The 17,450-nt window shown below is 41.9% G+C and carries 19 protein-coding genes and 1 pseudogene; 14 read left to right on the top strand and 6 right to left on the bottom strand.

Annotated elements, in window-relative coordinates:
• Window positions 1–70 precede the first annotated feature (70 nt).
• From IGK14_RS09385 to IGK14_RS09355, 7 genes and pseudogenes are all read left to right on the top strand, one after another.
• The gene (locus IGK14_RS09385; RefSeq protein ID WP_010749615.1) at window positions 71–1,054 is read left to right on the top strand and encodes a serine hydrolase domain-containing protein; all 984 of its coding nucleotides are present in this window, start codon (window positions 71–73) and stop codon (window positions 1,052–1,054) included.
• A gap of 269 nt (window positions 1,055–1,323) precedes the next feature.
• Complete coding sequence (locus IGK14_RS09380) at window positions 1,324–1,698, top strand: hypothetical protein (protein ID WP_005230091.1); 375 nt, start codon at window positions 1,324–1,326, stop codon at window positions 1,696–1,698.
• A gap of 167 nt (window positions 1,699–1,865) precedes the next feature.
• A complete protein-coding gene (locus IGK14_RS09375) occupies window positions 1,866–2,168 on the top strand; it encodes an antibiotic biosynthesis monooxygenase family protein (RefSeq protein WP_010749617.1) in 303 nt (100 codons plus the stop codon).
• Between the two features lie 58 nt (window positions 2,169–2,226).
• Window positions 2,227–2,691 (top strand): hypothetical protein, encoded by a 465-nt coding sequence (locus IGK14_RS09370; RefSeq protein ID WP_010749618.1) that lies wholly within the window; start codon window positions 2,227–2,229, stop codon window positions 2,689–2,691.
• Window positions 2,692–2,739: 48 nt separating this feature from the next.
• Window positions 2,740–2,871 (top strand): annotated as a pseudogene (locus IGK14_RS09365) (hypothetical protein); the annotation flags it as partial.
• Between the two features lie 110 nt (window positions 2,872–2,981).
• Window positions 2,982–3,197, top strand: coding sequence for a DUF3788 domain-containing protein (locus IGK14_RS09360; protein WP_256998704.1), 216 nt, complete (start codon window positions 2,982–2,984; stop codon window positions 3,195–3,197).
• Window positions 3,198–3,513: 316 nt separating this feature from the next.
• Window positions 3,514–3,927, top strand: a complete 414-nt coding sequence (locus tag IGK14_RS09355; protein WP_010749620.1) for a VOC family protein — start codon at window positions 3,514–3,516, stop codon at window positions 3,925–3,927.
• 88 nt (window positions 3,928–4,015) lie between these two features.
• Here IGK14_RS09355 and IGK14_RS09350 read toward each other — a convergent pair whose 3' ends face one another.
• On the bottom strand, window positions 4,016–4,900 hold the full coding sequence (locus IGK14_RS09350) for a LysR family transcriptional regulator (RefSeq protein WP_010749621.1): 885 nt from the start codon (window positions 4,898–4,900) through the stop codon (window positions 4,016–4,018).
• A gap of 210 nt (window positions 4,901–5,110) precedes the next feature.
• Here IGK14_RS09350 and IGK14_RS09345 point away from each other — a divergent pair, with 210 nt between their 5' ends.
• From IGK14_RS09345 to IGK14_RS09335, 3 genes are all read left to right on the top strand, one after another.
• Window positions 5,111–6,208 carry an alpha/beta hydrolase gene (locus IGK14_RS09345; protein WP_376717223.1) on the top strand — a complete coding sequence of 366 codons (1,098 nt, stop codon included), beginning with the start codon at window positions 5,111–5,113 and terminating at the stop codon, window positions 6,206–6,208.
• Between the two features lie 122 nt (window positions 6,209–6,330).
• Window positions 6,331–6,843, top strand: a complete 513-nt coding sequence (locus IGK14_RS09340) for a cyclophilin-like fold protein (RefSeq protein WP_010749623.1) — start codon at window positions 6,331–6,333, stop codon at window positions 6,841–6,843.
• A 22-nt stretch (window positions 6,844–6,865) separates the two neighbouring features.
• A complete protein-coding gene (locus IGK14_RS09335) occupies window positions 6,866–7,435 on the top strand; it encodes a sugar O-acetyltransferase (protein WP_010749624.1) in 570 nt (189 codons plus the stop codon).
• 78 nt (window positions 7,436–7,513) lie between these two features.
• On the opposite strand, the gene IGK14_RS09330 is transcribed toward IGK14_RS09335, so the two are convergent.
• Complete coding sequence (locus IGK14_RS09330) at window positions 7,514–8,968, bottom strand: flotillin family protein (protein ID WP_010749625.1); 1,455 nt, start codon at window positions 8,966–8,968, stop codon at window positions 7,514–7,516.
• 25 nt (window positions 8,969–8,993) lie between these two features.
• A complete protein-coding gene (locus IGK14_RS09325; RefSeq protein ID WP_051095388.1) occupies window positions 8,994–9,539 on the bottom strand; it encodes an NfeD family protein in 546 nt (181 codons plus the stop codon).
• Between the two features lie 302 nt (window positions 9,540–9,841).
• Between IGK14_RS09325 and IGK14_RS09320 the strand changes: the two genes are divergently transcribed.
• Both IGK14_RS09320 and IGK14_RS09315 read left to right on the top strand, forming a co-directional pair.
• Window positions 9,842–11,029, top strand: a complete 1,188-nt coding sequence (locus tag IGK14_RS09320) for an IS110 family transposase (protein WP_010748508.1) — start codon at window positions 9,842–9,844, stop codon at window positions 11,027–11,029.
• Window positions 11,030–11,568: 539 nt separating this feature from the next.
• Window positions 11,569–11,697: a hypothetical protein gene (locus IGK14_RS09315; RefSeq protein ID WP_005236316.1), complete on the top strand. Its 129-nt coding sequence runs from the start codon at window positions 11,569–11,571 to the stop codon at window positions 11,695–11,697.
• A 79-nt stretch (window positions 11,698–11,776) separates the two neighbouring features.
• On the opposite strand, the gene spxB is transcribed toward IGK14_RS09315, so the two are convergent.
• From spxB to IGK14_RS09300, 3 genes are all read right to left on the bottom strand, one after another.
• A complete protein-coding gene (spxB, locus tag IGK14_RS09310) occupies window positions 11,777–13,510 on the bottom strand; it encodes a pyruvate oxidase (protein ID WP_010749629.1) in 1,734 nt (577 codons plus the stop codon).
• Window positions 13,511–13,637: 127 nt separating this feature from the next.
• Complete coding sequence (locus tag IGK14_RS09305; RefSeq protein ID WP_010749630.1) at window positions 13,638–14,330, bottom strand: N-acetylmannosamine-6-phosphate 2-epimerase; 693 nt, start codon at window positions 14,328–14,330, stop codon at window positions 13,638–13,640.
• Window positions 14,331–14,510: 180 nt separating this feature from the next.
• Complete coding sequence (locus IGK14_RS09300; RefSeq protein WP_005230125.1) at window positions 14,511–14,996, bottom strand: MerR family transcriptional regulator; 486 nt, start codon at window positions 14,994–14,996, stop codon at window positions 14,511–14,513.
• 137 nt (window positions 14,997–15,133) lie between these two features.
• Between IGK14_RS09300 and IGK14_RS09295 the strand changes: the two genes are divergently transcribed.
• Window positions 15,134–16,612, top strand: coding sequence for an MDR family MFS transporter (locus tag IGK14_RS09295; protein ID WP_010749631.1), 1,479 nt, complete (start codon window positions 15,134–15,136; stop codon window positions 16,610–16,612).
• Window positions 16,609–17,316, top strand: coding sequence for a DUF4811 domain-containing protein (locus tag IGK14_RS09290; protein ID WP_010749632.1), 708 nt, complete (start codon window positions 16,609–16,611; stop codon window positions 17,314–17,316). The genes IGK14_RS09295 and IGK14_RS09290 overlap by 4 nt, the downstream gene beginning before the upstream one ends.
• The last annotated feature ends 134 nt before the right edge of the window (window positions 17,317–17,450 follow it).

The following is a 17,450-nucleotide window of genomic DNA, read 5'->3' as shown; positions in this document are numbered from 1 at the left end:
CAATTTTAAAAATAACATTGAAAACAATTTTTAATGGTATTATGCTTATCTTTGAAGGGAGGCTTCACAAATGAATAGACAAGAACTGCATGCATGTATCAGTAAAAACCAGCCTAATATTTGCCAAATTGCTGCCTACCAAAATGGAAAGGAAGTTTACTCGGATGAATGGCATGAGTATAAGCCGGAGGATACTTGCCACCTTATGTCCGCTACGAAAAGTATCGTTTCTCTACTAGTTGGGATAGCGATCGATCAAGGTGTCATCCGAAGTGTCAATGACAAAGTACTCGATTATTTTCCAGACTATCAAGTAAAACGGGGCGAAAAAACGATTCAGGATATTACGATCAAACACCTATTAACGATGCGAGCCCCGTATAAATGCAAAGGTGATCCATGGACAAAGGTTTGTTCGAGTGACGACTGGACCAGCGCCTCGCTTGATTTATTGGGAGGAAGAAAAGGGGTGACAAATGAATTCAATTATCAAACCGTTTGTCTGCAGATCCTCACTGGTTTGTTAGCGAAAGCTTCTGGAATGACGACCGTTGATTATGCGAACCATTATTTATTTCGACCTCTTGGTGTAGCCGAACTGACCAATTATTATGCGGAAACGGCACAAGAGCATAAGCACTTTACGATGAGCAAGGCACCAAAAAAACCGGTTTGGTTTTGCGATCCTGTAAATATTGGCACTGCAGGTTACGGGCTTTGTCTTTCAGCAAAAGATTTAGCCAAAATCGGTGAGCTATGCTTGAACCAAGGCATCCATCAAGGACAACAAGTGATTTCTTCACAATGGCTCACTGAAATGGTCAATCCGCTAGAGACAAACATAGAGAAATTTCAAAATATGAGTTATGGGTATTTATGGTGGATCTTGGATGCTGAGAAAAGCACCTATGCCGCCATCGGCAATAGTGGAAATGTCCTTTATATTGATCCCGAATCAGAGACTGTTATCGCCATTACGGCGTATTTTAAGCCAACTGTCTTTGATCGCATCGACTTTATCGAGACAGAGCTAAAACCGTTCCTTTTGCACTAATGAGCGTTAAGAAAAAGCAGTCTGCTGTTAAAAGTTGATTGCTTTTTTTGTAGGCGAAAGCTTAATGATCCCTTTTGTGACTATGGCAGGCAGGTGACCTACTGATAAAGCTCGGCTGCTAGCCTTTTATGAAATTATAATTTAGCAATTTGATCCCGCAGGTAGGAGGCTAAATCAATAATAAACGGAAGATAAATGAGAAATGAATAAAATGACCAAACTATCAACGAAGTAAACTTGGTATACTATAATTGAGAAGAAGATCACAAGTGAAAGGAGCGGTCGGGGTGTTTTCAGAAATCAGTATCTATCAAGTGAAACCCAGTAGTGTTGAGACCTTTGAAGCAGTCATGCAGGAAGCAACAGAGGCAATGAAGGCCATGGAGGGGGCTTTGTTCTTTCGATTAATGAAACGAACCCATTACATCAAAGAAATGAGGACCATCAAGGAAGGTCGCCTGCCAGATCCATTGACGAGAGTCATAAAATGTGTGAAATATGCTCACTATTGGGAGTTTGATAGCGAAGAAAATTATGGCAAAGCTCAAAAAAAGTTGTATGAAAGTTACTGGAAAGCAATGGAGAAATGTTTGATCGTTCCCCACGACAAACTATTGGGGGAAGTTCTTGAATGCTCGCTTTAGTACCAAATGCTCTCCTGCTGAACGGACTTTTTGTTGCAACTGTTAAGAAAGGACAGGGTAGAAATACAACGGATGTTAAAAAAGTCATTTGAACGGTTGAATGGAGAACTGTTAGTTTTTTTTAAAACGCTCTATTACTTGATGGAATCTAAAAGGAGGAAGCCCCGATGGCACAGGTTGCTTTTCATAATTCGTACAAATTAAAAAAAGGCGTTTCAACAGCGGAATTTGTTCGTGTCGTTGAACAATTAAACCGAGAATACATTTCCAAACAAAGAGGATACCTTTCTTTTGAATTATTAGTAGATGGAGAAACTTGGGCGGACATCACCAAGTTCGAAACGAAAGAAGATGCGGAAACATTTGTCCGATGCGGCACGCCTAATGCCTTTGCACAAAAGTTTTATTCATTCATCAATCTAAACAGTTGCACCTCTCACCTATACACCATTGAAAAAACGTTCCAATAACTAGCCACTATGGAATGAACAGCTCAAAAAACAATTCATATGAAAAGAGGAACTTCTTATGACAAAACCAGCAGAATGGTATCAAGGAAAAGCCGGTCGGGCAGAACATTTGGTCTATTTAAATAAGGAAGCCAAAGAGCTTGAGAAACTGATTCACGGTGACAAAACAATGATCATTCGGGGGCCAGCCGGCAGAAAATCACCTTTAGGAGGAAGAGCCAAAATCAACGATCTTGTGTATTTTGTGGAGACCGGCGGCGATTTGACCATCACTCATCGGGGCATCATTGCCAACGTGATTGAATCTGAAAAGATGACGAAAGAAGAATCCATAGATTTTGTAAAACGCTATGAAAAAGAGTTGAATTTATCGAAAAAACAAGTCGATCGTTGGGCAGGGAAAAAGTATCTAGCGGTCTATGAAATCGCTGAATTAGAAGAAATAACACCATTTCAGTACAATCGTGAAAAAAATATGGATGATTGGGTCATCACAGATGATATCAACAAAATCAAATTGTAACGTAGCGAAAACCTTAAAAAACGAAGCGCAAAGGAGTTGAGTGGAAGGATGGAAGGCAAAAAGCAATTGTTTCGAGACAAAAACGTGAAACCAACAGAGCAGCTGATTGCAGAATCTCTGGGTGAAGGATATGTCATTTATCAACGTTTTATCGAAACCCTTGAAAACGAGGGCATCTCTCTTATGGATTGGCGCTATTACCAAGATGGAAAAGCGTGGTTGTCAAAAGGCGAATACAAATGGACAACGACTCGTGGAACGAATAAAGTGAACCCATTTTTTGGCTCTCGATGTGGGAGGACTTCTTCAAAGTCTCCTTTCACTTTAGCGAGAAAGTCCGAACACAGTTATTGTCTTTACCAGTCAGTGAAGAGACAAAGGAAACCATTCTTAAGGCGCCAACTAATGACACGAAAATGAAGTTTTTTTCTGTGATTTTTGATGTCGCTAATCCATCACTCTTTGAAGATATCACCGAATTGATCGTGTTCAAAAAAAGTAAATAAAGTAAGAGTATGATTTATTTAACTTGGATAGTCTGATTTTATTACATCTATCAAAAAGGAATCTTTGTTATAGTTTACCCATTTTTTAGGTTAAGAAAAGTAAAAGTCAATCAGAAGACTCTAAGTTTATCGCCTTTCCTCTGATTGGGTTTTAATATAAGTAACTCTTGGGAAAACCAACGCTAATTTTGATTAGATTATCGGATAAAATTCACAATGAAATAAATTTTACTCGCTAAATATGCTATTATGGGTAAAATCTGCTTTAATTACTTTTGAATTGATGGAAGACACATTGGAAAAGGAGAAAAGACAAATGACTATTCAACGAATCACAGCTTGCGTTCAAGTCAAAGGAGACTATCAGAAGTGTTATCATTTTTATACGGAAAAAGTTGGTTTGGTACCAACTTATGGCGATGAGTCAGGTCCTTATACAAGCTTTGCATCGAAGAAAGAGGAGGCGCCTTTTTTTGGTATGTTCCAAGTGGATGCCGTGATCGATCAAATGGAGGGCTATCCGATTTCGGATAATCGGATTTCATCTGATACGCTTTCGGCAACGTTTCACACCACGGATTTTGAAGAAGATTATACGAGAATGAACAATGCTGGTGTAGTGTTTGAAGTGAGTAAAACCGTTTTGGGGGAAGGGTACCAAGCTTTTCATATTGCCTATTTCCGCGATCCAGAAGGAAATTTGCTAAGCTTGGAGGATGGCGGTGTCTAAAGAGTTCACATTCAAAAAGAATCAGAAAAAAACGTAAAGAAAGATTTATCTCATAATTGTTTTGAGATAAATCTTTTTTTATTTGAAATCATTCCTCTATAAAGCGTTCCTTCATCCGCTCCAAGAAAAGTCCAGAGGCTTTTGAAAAAACTTGGGTGTTCTTCCAAATGACTGCAAGATCTGATTCAAGAGTGGGACTCAATTTTCTAAAGCATAAAGGACTGTCAGGGGTGAAGTTGATTAATTTGTCGAGGGTCAATGCATAGCCGACGCCTTCTTCAACCAACTTTGACGCATTGTACACGAGATTATACGTGGCAACGACAGTCAATTTGTTCATGTCTTTTTTCAACCATTTAGAAAGCTCACTGCTGACCAGACTTTGTCGTGAAGTAATCAAGGGAACCTCCCAGAGATCCTTTGGTGTGATGACTTCGTTACTAGCAAGGGGACTGTCTTTTCGCATCAAGACGCCCCAGGTGTCTCTGGCAGGTAAGCGCAAGGAATGGTATTTTTTGACGTCGACGGGGCTGATCACGACGCCAAAATCCAACAATCCTTTGTCCAACCGTTCTTTGACCTCGTCAGCATTGCCGCTAAATAAATGAAATTTGACGTTAGGGTACTCAACTTGAATCTCCTTGATGATTTTTCCCAACAGCTGGATCACGTAGGTTTCTCCAGCACCGATCGACACGTTACCGGTAATCGTATCTCGAGGTGACAAAAATTCAGAACGGGTCTTTTCTAACAATTCTACAATTTCTTCCGCCCGCTTACGAAACAAGAGGCCATCTTCCGTCAGCGTAATTTTGCGATTGCCTCTGGTGAACAGCGTGACACCTAATTCTTTTTCTAACTCCATTAACTGTCGTGACAGGGATGGTTGCGAGAGATGCAGATGTTTTGCGGCAGCTGAAATCGTTTCTTTTTCTGCAACTGTTAGAAAGGTGGTTAAACTTTTTAATTCCATAGGTCTATACTCCTTTTTCTATGCTATATATGAATAGTTGGGTATTTGATATTAGTATTTTACATAGAAAGATGCTGCAAGTACAATAGGTTTATCTAAAATAGCTCAAGCGATCAAGAAAAAACGATCATCCAGACCTTGATCATTTGAGAAAAATTGGAGAATCGCCCTAAGGTACAGGATAGTTGACCGAGAAAGAAGGCGAATGAAATGAAAAACTGGCAAAAGAAGGCCCTTGTGTCTTTAGTTGTGCTGGCACCGCTGGTTTTAGGTGCTTGTAGCAGCAATAATGAGGAGACGAATGAAGAGTCGCAAGCCAGCTCAGGAGGAGAAACGATGACAGAAAATGTTTCATTGACAGATGAATGGGATAAAGTTTTCCCAGAAAGTGACACGGTGAATCACCGAAAAGTGACTTTCCAGAATCGTTACGGGATCACTTTAGTTGCGGATCTTTATGAACCAATTGATGCGCAAGGACCACTTCCAGCAATCGCTGTTAGCGGACCTTTTGGAGCAGTCAAAGAGCAGACATCTGGTCTATATGCGCAAACGATGGCAGAGCGTGGTTTTGTTACGATCGCTTTTGATCCGTCCTATACAGGTGAAAGCGGTGGCGAACCACGCTATGTGGCTTCACCAGACATTAATACAGAAGATTTTCAAGCAGCGGTCGATTTTCTATCTGTCCAAGAAAACGTAGATGAAGAAAGAATCGGTTTGTTCGGGATTTGTGGCTGGGGTGGTCTAGCTTTGAATGCCGCAGCCATCGATACCCGTGTGAAAGCGACTGTTTCTGCCACCATGTATGACATGTCGCGAGTCAATGCTCAAGGGTATTTTGATGAAATGGGGGCTGAAGGACGCCATGAATTGCGCCAGCAGCTGAACGCCCAACGTACAGTTGATTTTGCCAATGGCAGCTACGAACGAGCAGGTGGGGTACCAGATACACTGCCAGAAGATGCGCCGGTCTTTATGCAGGATTACTTTGATTATTACAAAACAGAACGAGGCTACCACGAACGTTCCTTGAACTCTAATGATGGTTGGAATGTCACGTCTTCGCTGTCATTCTTAAATATGCCACTTTTGTCTTACATTGATGAGATCCAAAGCGCCGTTTTATTGCTTCATGGAGAAGAAGCCCACTCACTTTACTTCAGTCAAGACGCTTTTGAGCAATTGCAAGGTGATAACAAAGAGCTGACAATTATTCCTAATGCTTCGCATGTTGATCTATACGACCAAACAGAGGTGATTCCTTTTGACCAAATGACCGAATTCTTCCAAGAGCATTTGAATTAAACAGCAACAACCAGCTGCACGACTGTTCAGTCCCATATCCTCTGCCGAGCAGTCGTGTTTTAGAAAATAAGCATTCTGTTGCCCGCCGCTACATCGAATCATCAGCAGAAAGGAGCGAAGCCATGCTGATAAAACTCATCCCTGCTGTCTTGCTGCTCCTACTAAGTGCCTGTGGGACAAGTGGAACAGAGGAGAGGCATGCGCTGTCTGCCAGCGAAACTTCCTCTGAGGCAAGTCAGGATCATGATCAACCGACGATTGAATCAGCAACAGCTGTGGTCATTACGGTTGGTCAACAGGATTTTATAGCGAAGTTTTATGAAAATGAGGCGTCTGAATACCTAATGAATCAAATGCCCTTCACGTTGCCAATGAGTGACTTGAACAATAACGAGAAATATTATCGTTTTTCTGAGAATTTGCCAGAAATGACTACAGAACGGCCGGAGATCATTCACGAAGGAGAAATCATGAGCTGGAATAGTCATACGTGGGTGCTGTTTTATCAGACCTTTACCAATTCTTATGGTGGCTATAGTCGTATCGGCGTTACTGAAGATCCAGCAGGATTAAGGGAAGCGTTGGGGGAAGAGGACGTGGAGGTTGTCTTTTCGCTAAAAAATACTTGTGAGTAACGAATGATTAGGAGAAAAACAAATGACGATCGATCAATTAAACAAACTTATGGCAAGTGGTGAACCCTTACTTGCCGGTTCGCAAGCTTCAAAACAAATGGTGGCTTTGAGTGCTGAAGCGAGAAAACTGACCATGAAAATCAATACGGTTTATCATGAACCTCATGAATTACAAGAACTTTTTGCCCAATTGACTGGGAAAGCAGTTGAACCGACATTTTCGCTTTTTCCGCCTTTTTATACAGATTATGGCAAAAACATCCAAATTGGCAAAGGGGTGTTTCTTAACGCCGGTTGTCATTTTCAAGACCAAGGAGGGATCACGATCGGTGATGGTACCCTAATAGGGCACAACGTTGTTCTAGCTACCTTGAATCATGGCCTTCACCCTGAAGATCGTAGCACGCTTTATCCAGCCCCCATTACGATTGGGAAGAATGTCTGGATTGGCTCAAATGCAACGATCGTTGCCGGTGTGACCATCGGTGACCATGCGATCATTGCTGCTGGGGCAGTGGTGACCAAAGATGTCGCTGAACGCACGATCGTGGCTGGTGTACCTGCAAACTATGTCAAAGAGGTCACTGAGTAAGCACAATAGCAATGAGTAAGAAAAAAACTGCTGTTCGCCTTGTCGCTTTTGAAGCGATGAAGACGAACAGCAGTTTTCTTATTCTTGAGGCGGCTCGCTCGTATTGGAACCGGCGAAGTTTTCGATCAACGATTTCACATCCAGACCGAGGGTTTCTTTCAAAGTTTCTTGTGTGGTCGATAAGAGATTGGTGGCGTAATTGGTGACACGATTGGCACCGCCGCCTTTACCTGATCCTGTATCAACGACCGAAATTTTATCGATATTGCCTAATGGGGCGGCAGCCTCTTTGACTAATTGCGGCATGATCTCAACGATCATGCTAAGGATCGCTGCTTCATCATATTTCTTGAAGGCTTCGGCGATTTTTTCCTTCGTTTCAGCTTCCGCCGTTCCTTTCGCCAAGGTCGTCTCGGCTTCTGCCAAACCAATCAGACGAATCTTATCGGCTTCAGCTTTTGCCAACGACTCTGTTCGAAACTGCTCAGCTTCAGTGGTTGCTAACGCAGACGCTTTTTTCGCTAATGCTTCTTGTTCAAGCGCATAACGATCGGCATCGGCTTTTTTCTTGATCTCAGAATCAAATTGGCGTTCACGACGCAAGATTTCTTTTTCTTCCAATACGATTTGTTTTTGTCGTTCAACGACTTCAACTTCAATCTCTTGTTCTCGAACTTTTTGTTTCATGATGGCACTTTGCAGATGATAGGCTTGATCGGCATCGGCTTTGGCGATGTCTTGTTCTTTCTTATAAAGCGCCAACTTCAATTCTTTTTCCTTTAATGCTTCAGCGATTTCGGTCATGCGTTTTGATTCCGCTGTTTGCGATTCTTGTTCCGATTGGGCTTTTTTGATGCGGGTTTCTTTCAGCGCTTCAGCTTCCGCAATTTCAGCATCCCGTTTGACTTGAGCGATTCGAGGTTTTCCAAGAGAATCTAAATAGCCATTTTTGTCTCGTACTTCTTTGATCGTAAAGGAGACAATGATCAAGCCCATTTTCGCTAGATCGACAGAGGCCACTTCTTGCACGCTTTGGCTGAATTTGTCGCGATTTTGATAGATTTCTTCGACGGTCATCGAACCAAGGATCGAACGCAGGTGACCTTCCAAGACTTCTCGTGCCTCATTTTCTAATTCTTCACGGGTTTTTCCTAGAAACTGTTCCGCTGCCGTTGCGATTTCTTCTACGGATGAGCCGATCTTGATAATGGAAGTTCCATCACACATAACGGGAACTCCTTGTTCCGTATACACTTCTGGTGTTGAAACATCCAGCTTGCTGGAAAGTAAGCTGATTCGGTTTGATCGTTGGAACACTGGCAAAACAAAGGCTCCGCCACCACGCACGATTTTGATTTTGTTATTGCTCTCATCCGCATGAACATTTTTGTTGCCAAGGTAACTTCCGCTGATAATCAACGCTTCATCGGGCTTGGCTGTTTGATATTTCGTGACAAAGATGATCAAAAGCATCAGTAAAATGAACGCCACGATTGCGATCGGAAAGACAATTGGTGATAAGAAAATATCCATAGATGCACCTCTTTAGTGATTTATTTTAGTTGTCCAAAAATTTTTCTGTATAGGGAACGACGTAGCAAATACGCTCTTTGACTTCAATAATCAACACTTTTGATCCTGCTGCTAATGGTTCATCGATTGGTTGAAAAGCCGAGGCTGGACGATTACTTGAACCAGTGACACTTGTGAGTTGAATTTCACCCATTCCTTCACAAGGAATCGGCGTCAGCACCGTTGCGATTCGACCTTCAAAGTCTTTCTCGGAACTCGAAAGCGTCGCTTCAGCATTCCTCATGGGAATCAGCACGTAAAAATTCAAGAGAAAAACGAGCCCTGTAGAAAGACAACCGCTACCAATGAAAAGCACCATCGAATAACCTGGGAAAATAGTTTCCCCTAAGTAACCGAAAAGACTCGTAAAGGCAAACCAGGGGATGATCAACATCGGATCAATTGGACCATCAAAATCGAAGATATCGCCAAACAGAAGCAGCAAAAAGGCTAAAATGGCACAGCCAATCAATACATACAAATAAATCTGATCAGGTGCGTAAGTGTGCAGCACGTATCCACCTCCTTGTATATTAGAGTTAGGGTTTTAACCTTCCGGTTTTGATTGGATAACCCTATGAACCACCGTTATTTTAATTTGGTATTAACTCATTCATTTTGAGATAATATATTTATTGGATTGAGAGGCTATGCCGTTGCCTCCTTGAGTTTTGAAGCTCGTAATCGAAAGACTGGCACCTCTCTCTGATAAGTGGATTATGTATGAGTTAGATGTTGAAAGTTTTTGCTTTACTCCGTATCTCGTACAAGGTAGTGACGCTTTTCAGTTGAGCGGGTTTCAATCCAAAATATTTTTTTAGAAAGGTCAAATGTATGTACTTCTTAGGAATTGATATCGGCAAGCGAACTCACGTGGCTTCTTTAATGAGTGAAGAAGGTAAAGTGATCCTAAAAGGTTTTTCTTTCCCTAACACTACTGAAGGAGCTGATTCCCTGATTGAGCGGCTTTCAAAATATTCAGAGACTCCCGCTGACTTTATTGTCGGAATGGAAGCTACGGGTCATTATTGGCTCTCCATCTTTTCATACCTCCACGAATCAGACTTTTTGATTCACGTTGTGAATCCTCTTCAAACCGATGGCTGGCGCAAAGGAACAGAAATCAGAAAACGAAAAAATGATATTATTGATTCTGTTTTGATTGCTGACTTGATGCGTTATGGTTCCTTTGTAGAAACAGTATTGTCTGATGAAAATGTTTTTTCGTTAAAACAACTTTCACGTTACCGAACCTATTTAGTAGGTACCGCAAGCGACTTCAAACGAAAAATCATAGCTGTACTAGATCAAGTGTTTCCTGAATATGCATCAATTTTTTCTAAACAAGGTATTTTCGGAAAAGCGTCTAAAGAGTTATTGCTTGAGTTTAGTTCTCCTATAGAGCTAGAAGAAATTTCGGCAGAAACGTTGGCTCAATACTTAGCTGAGTTAAGCAGGAACCGAATAAAGCCAGAGAAAGCAGATCAATTGAAGCAAGCAGCTTCTAACTCCTTTGGAGTGAAATTTGCTCAAGAAGCTTTTACATTTCAATTACGCTCCATGATTGAACAATTGAAATTCATCGAAAGCCAAGTAAAAGAAACTGAAAAAGAAATTAAGCGCATAATGAGTAATTTAGACTCTGTTATTCTCACAATCCCTGGAATCGGCCCTATAAATGGCGCGACAATTCTTGGTGAAATTGGAGACATTCGCAAATTTTCTAATCCGAAAAAACTGGTTGCTTATGCTGGCATAGACGCGTCTGTGTCCCAATCTGGGCAATACGAAGCAACACATAATGTTATGAGCAAGCGTGGATCTCCATACTTACGAAAAGCCTTGTTTTCAGCTGCTCTAGTTGCTTCTCAATGTGATCCTGTTTTTCGCGCGTTTTATCAGAAAAAAATTTCTGAGGGAAAGCATCATCTGACGGCCTTAGGTGCTGTTTCTCGTAAGCTTTGTTATGTGATTCATGCTATTTTAACTAAAAATGAACCTTATAAGATTGTTTCCGATTAGCTATTGAACAATCAAAAAAATCTAATAGTGAAAGGTCTATTTGTTGTACTCATTTTTTGGACTTAACTGTTATAAAATATTTTTTTGATTTAGCTAATTTTCACTTGACTCTATATAGTTAGTCTTTCAAATAGAGTGATTTGTAAGAACAATGAAAGCTAAGAAACAATCGGAAGAAGAACGAGGGAAGGAAAAGAACGGAATAGGTGTTCTGTTATAATTATACCAATAAATAATAAAAAAACTTAAATAAAATAGTAAATTTGAACAAATGGTACAACGAAGGGAGGTTTATTTTTCTTGAAAGAGCCAATCAAAAGTCAGCTTTTTTTCACCAACCATTGACAAACCAGGAAAATCCAAGTAGATTAAATCAGGGTACTAGAAAAAGGCAAAATCAGCTGCTGATGATTTGAATCGTAAGAGGCAGCTTTTATTTTCTATTACCATAGATCGAAGGTAGTTGTTCGCAAACATAAAAGAAGTCAGGAACACTTCTTTTCAACCGACAGTATTGCTAAGAAATAGAGGTGGAATCGATGGATCAAAAAGAAAAAATGTTAGAACTAATCAAGAAAAAACAAGGCGGCGGCCGTTCAAAAAAAATGGAATCCCCAAAAAACGATCGAAAAAACATGCGTAAAGGCCCGAAAATTTATAATAAGTAAGGCGATGCATTAGAAACATGAAATGGTTGATGAAAAAAAAGAGAGAAGGACAGGATTTCTGTCTTTCTCTCTTTTTTATTTACTCTTGAGAATCCACGTACAACTCACTCAAAGCTGGCAGATCATGGACTTGGTATTTTGCTTTAAAAGCTGCGATTTCTTCAGCGCTGAAGCGGTTCGGATCAAGTTTCAGTTCTTCGACAGGAAGAGGTCGTTCGTTAGCGATCTTGACATCGATCACCACAGGTCCGTGGCTTTCTTTAGCTTGTGTAAAGACGGATGCTAATTCTTCTTCCTTCGTTACCGTGAAGCCTTTCGCACCCAATGCTTCCCCAACTTTACCAAAATCAGCACCGGCTAATTGGACACCGAACTTGGTTTGCTCGGTATCTTCTTGCTCCGCTTCGATGAAGCCGAATGAGTCATTGGAAAAGACCACGTTGATGATTGGCAAATCATATTTCACTTGGGTGATGATGTCTTGCATTTGCATCGCAAAACCGCCATCCCCACTAAAGGTAAATACTTGGCGATTCGGATAGCTCAATTGAGCTGCGATCCCACCAGGTACACCATTACCCATTGTCGCAAACCAGCCAGACGTTGTAAAACGCTGTTCACCCGTCATTTCTAAATGACGGATACTGTGGATCGTCACATTACCGACATCCGTGACAAACAGGGCATCAGGAGCTGCAATCCGGTTGATTTCTCGATAGACAGGTTCAGGACGCAAAGGAACTTGCGAATCATGGTAAAAATGATGGCGCCATTCATGCCAATTGCGACAGTTTTCTTGATTGGCTTTTAACCAAGCATCTGCAGGACGAGGGGCTGCCATCTCTGTCCATTTTCTAAGAGCGGTCGCACCATCTCCTAAAACAGAGACATCCGTCTGATGACGACGACCAAATTTCGAGGCGTCGATATCAACTTGGACAAAGTTGGCACCAGGATTGAAAAAGCGGCGGCCAAAAGGGAAGTCACTGCCGACAAAAACGATGAGATCGGCTTCTGCCAAAGCTTCATTGGCAGGTTTTGTCGCAACCCGTCCAGCAAATCCAAGAAAGTTTTCATAAAGATCAGGCACGATGCCTTTGGCTAAGACAGAAGCTGCGATAGGCATCGAGAAATGCTTAGAAAAAGCATCGATGGCATCAAAATGACCAAAGAGACCTTGTCCGATATAAAGGACGGGTTTTTTTGCTTGTTCAAAATAAGGAAGGGCAGCCTGTAAACCCTCTTCATCAGGCTGGAGAACACCTGTCTTATGATTTTTTGCGGTTGCAATCTCCTGTTCGTCGATTTCTGCAAACCCGTAATCGACCGGGATCGTTACCACAGCGACTCCTTTAAATTTGTAGGCTGCTTTAATGGCTTCGTCCACCACGTGGGGCAAACTTTCAGGGGACATGACCGTGCGATTGTAGATACTGACATCAGCGAACATCGGATTTTCATTCATTTCTTGAAAATCATTGTAGTTCATCGAGCTTGAAGCTACTTGTCCTAACAAGGCGACGACGGGCACGTTATCCATTTGAGCATCATATAAGCCATTGATCAAGTGGGTGGCACCCGGACCAGCAGAACCAAAAACCGCACCGACTTTTCCCGTTAGCTTGGCATCAGCCGCTGCTGCCAGCGCACCTGCTTCTTCATGACGTACTTGAATATACTTGACCGATTGCCGTTCATGGTACAAAGCATCCATCGTTGAGTTGAAAGAGCCACCGGGGATTCCATAGATATGGTCGATGCCCCAAGCTTCAAAAACCTTGATCATTGCTGTACCAGCATTGATTTTTGTCATTTTCTTCACTCGCTTTCTCTGTTGTTATTCGTTCTCTTTTAAGTATAAACGTTTCTCAAAAAGACAACAAAGAATGCGCCTTCTGTCACAAGGCGAAGTGAAAGACTTATTTTAGGAAATGAACGACTCAGTTGCGCAGCTCTTGCACGAATCGGCTGGCGATCTCTTTGGGTCGGGTGATGGCACCACCAACCACGATACCCGTCACACCCATATCTTGGATTTTCTTTGCTTGTTTCGGGGTGTGGATCTTGCCTTCGGCTATCACTGGAACCTTTGCCGCAACCAATTGCTGGATCAATTGATAATCTGGTTCGTCAATGGTGGGACTATTCGCCGTATAGCCGGACAAAGTTGTACCTACAAAATCGACACCCGCTTCAAAGGCATTGATGCCTTCCTCATAGGTGGCGATATCTGCCATGAGTAGTTGATTGGGATAAAGAGTTTTGATTTGTTTGATAAAGGCATTGACCGTCAAGCCATCGTGACGTTTGCGCAAGGTGCAGTCCAAAGCGATCACCGCAATCTGTAAAGCTGCTAATTCGTGCACCTCTTTGATGGTCGCTGTGATAAATGGTTCTTCAGGTGGATAGTCTTTTTTGATAATTCCGATGATCGGCAGATCAACAGCGGCTTGGATTTCGCGAATATCGCGAACGGAATTGGCACGGATGCCAACAGCTCCAGCTTCTTGAGCTGCTTTTGCCAATAGGGGCATGACACCGCCGTTTTCGGTATATAAGGGTTCTCCAGGCAATGCTTGACAAGAAACAATCAACCCGCCCTTGATTTGTTGGGTAAAGACTTCTTTTTCCATTTATATGACACTTCCCATTCTACTAAAGGTTCGTTTCTCCCTTCGACTATATCATGAGGTTTTTTGCTTGTAAATGAATCAACACCTCTTTGAATAAAAGGCAAGACATTCAAAAAACGTGCAGCAAGCATCACTGTCAAGGATACTTGCTGCACGTAACGAATAGGCTAGGCAGATTTTTTATTCTGCTTGTTTTGACGTGCATTGCTTGAACTTTTCAAAATCGATCGTTTGATTAGCAGGCAGCACTTCGTATTGCAATCGTTCTGTTTCTTCATCGTGAATGATATGGAGGATTTTTCCTTCGTCATCTACTGGTCCCAGACTGATGATCGTAAAGCGTTCATTGATGACTTCTAAATTTTGTAGAACCCCAGAAAACACTTTGCGAATATGATGGGCGGTCTTGATTTTTTTGTCCGCTTTTTCAACAGCCTTGGCCAACGTAAAGCCTTCATCTAAAAACGTTTTGATCATTTCCACTTTGACGACCGTAGGCAGTCGGTATTTTCGTGGGGCATTTTCTTCTTGTGGGACCGATTGAATAAATCCTTTTTGTTCCCAATAACGCAATTGGCGAGGGGAGATATCACACATTTGGCTAAGTTCGCTGATGCCGACCAACAAGTTTTCATTATCAACGAGTTTTCGAAAAAGATGAGACATACGGACTCCATTCTTGTAAAGGTATTTGTTAATATTGTAACTTGTTTTACTTTTATGTCAAGTAGGTTGACAAATGTTAGGGAAAGATTTAAAGTAAAGAAGGTTTTATGAAAAATATACTGAAAAGAGTGTGAAATATGTCAACGAGTCGTCCTTTAGATATCTACGGCAAACCTTACAACCGTTCTTTACTGGTCATGGTTTTGCTGATCGGTACGTTTTGTACTGTTTTGAACCAAACATTGTTAACAACGGCTTTTCCAACTTTGATGGATGCCTTTGACATCTCAGCATCTGATGTTCAATGGCTGACCACTGGTTTCTTGCTGGTCAATGGGATCATGATCCCGATCACCGCATGGCTGATCAACAAGTTCAGCTCGAGAAGTCTTTACTTAACGGCAATGAGCATCTTCCTTGCTGGAACGATCGCTTGTTTTGCTGCACCGAACTTTTCTACATTATTGATTGGCCGCTTAGTGCAAGCTGCCGGTGTAGGGATCTCGATGCCGCTTTTGCAAAATATCATGTTGTCGATCTTCCCACCAGAAAAACGCGGTTCAGCCATGGGCATGTCAGGAATCGTTATTGGGTTAGCACCAGCCTTAGGCCCAACGTTATCTGGTTGGATCATTGATCATTATGACTGGCGCTATTTGTTCGGAATGGTCATTCCGATCGTCGTTTTAGTCTTAGTCTTAGCGCTCTTTCTAATGAAGAGTGTGATTGAATTGTCGCATCCGAAAATCGATCTGTTCTCAGCGATTTTATCAACCCTTGGTTTTGGTACATTGCTTTATGGCTTTTCAAGCGTCGGCGACAAAGGGTGGGGCAGTATGGAAGTAATCGGTTTTCTAGCAGCCGGTGTCTTTTTCATTGCTTTCTTTGCATGGCGTCAATTGCACATTGAGCATCCGTTCTTAGAGTTGCGCGTGTTCAAATCAACGACCTTTACCTTGGCGTCGATCCTTTCAGGGGTCACGAATATGGCGATGATCGGTGCTGAAATGGTTCTCCCATTGTATATCCAAAACATTCGTGGTGAATCAGCGTTTCATTCAGGATTGATGTTATTACCAGGTGCTTTGATCATGGGGATCATGATGCCGATCACTGGTGCGATCTTTGATAAGTATGGTGCAAAACGTTTAGCTATCACCGGGATGTTTATCTTGACTGCCGCAACCTTACCATTTGCTTTCTTAACAAAAGATACACCGATTTTGCATATCATCATTCTTTATGGGATTCGGATGTTCGGGATCTCAATGGTGATGATGCCAGTAACGACTTCAGGAATGAATGCCTTACCTGGTCATTTGATCAGTCACGGTACCGCGGTAAACAATACGTTCCGTCAAGTAGCCAGCTCAATTGGTACGGCTATCTTGATCAGTGTCTTGACAAACGTCACCAAGGGCAACTTGCCAAGTGATTCTTTGCTGGATGCAACGCCTTTGGCATACAAAGAAAAAGCAATCGAAGCGACTTTATCTGGCTACCATGCCGCCTTTTATGTGGCAGCGGTCTTTAGCTTCTTAGGATTCTTGATCGCCTTCTCCTTAAAGAAAAAAGAACCACGATTGACGGTTCTTGAAGGAGGTGCGGACAAATGATCTTGCTTTTGATCGTTCTTAGCGTGTTAGGGTTTGCAGTACTGAATGTCTTTGCCAAAAACAAGCTGCAAACAGGTTTATCATTGGTCTTAGGTCTAGTCTTCGTGGCAAGTGTCGTCGCATTGATGGCCAATTTGACCTATCATTTTGGAATGGAAAAAGAAACGACTGCTAAAACAACCCCACTGGTTTCTAGTGCCGATAACGAGAATTTTGATTTGCTATTGTATCAGCCATTAGGAGATGGTACGGAAAAAATCTACCTATATAAAACGGATGCTGATCAAGAGGAACCAAAACAAACCGGTACTGATAAAGTGACCAATGTTGTGGAAACAGGGGCTGATTCAGCTCAATTAGAAACAAAAATGACGCGCTGGGTTTATAAAAGTGACCTATCACGCTTCTTGTTCGGGATCGCTGATAACGATGGCCAATATGTCTGCCGTACCAATACGTTCTCATTGCCAGATTCATGGGAAGTCTTGAGTGTGGATCAAGCAAAAAAACTGGCTTCTTTAGCGAAAGAACAAGCGGACACCATGAAAACACAAGGACAAGCGTATGTCCAAGAAAAAATGCAAGCTGCATTAATGGCTGATCCAACTATGGATGAGGCAGCCCAAAAAGCAAAAATCGCTGAATTGACAGAAGCTTATCAAAAAGAAGCGATGGCAAAACTGCTGGAAGAAGCAAAAAAGTAAAAACGAGCAGATAGTCAGGGGACGGAAGAATCCAATCGGATTCTTCTGTCCCTTTTTTATATAGAACATGATACTTTTGAAAAACGGCTGCCACCAAAAAAAATCCCACACACTAGAAGTGAGTAGGATTTTCT

The organism is Enterococcus sp. DIV0970a (assembly GCF_051711265.1).
Lineage (GTDB): Bacteria > Bacillota > Bacilli > Lactobacillales > Enterococcaceae > Enterococcus_D > Enterococcus_D casseliflavus.
Note: the sequence above shows the minus strand (reverse complement) of the source record. Positions and strands in the feature narration are given on the sequence as shown.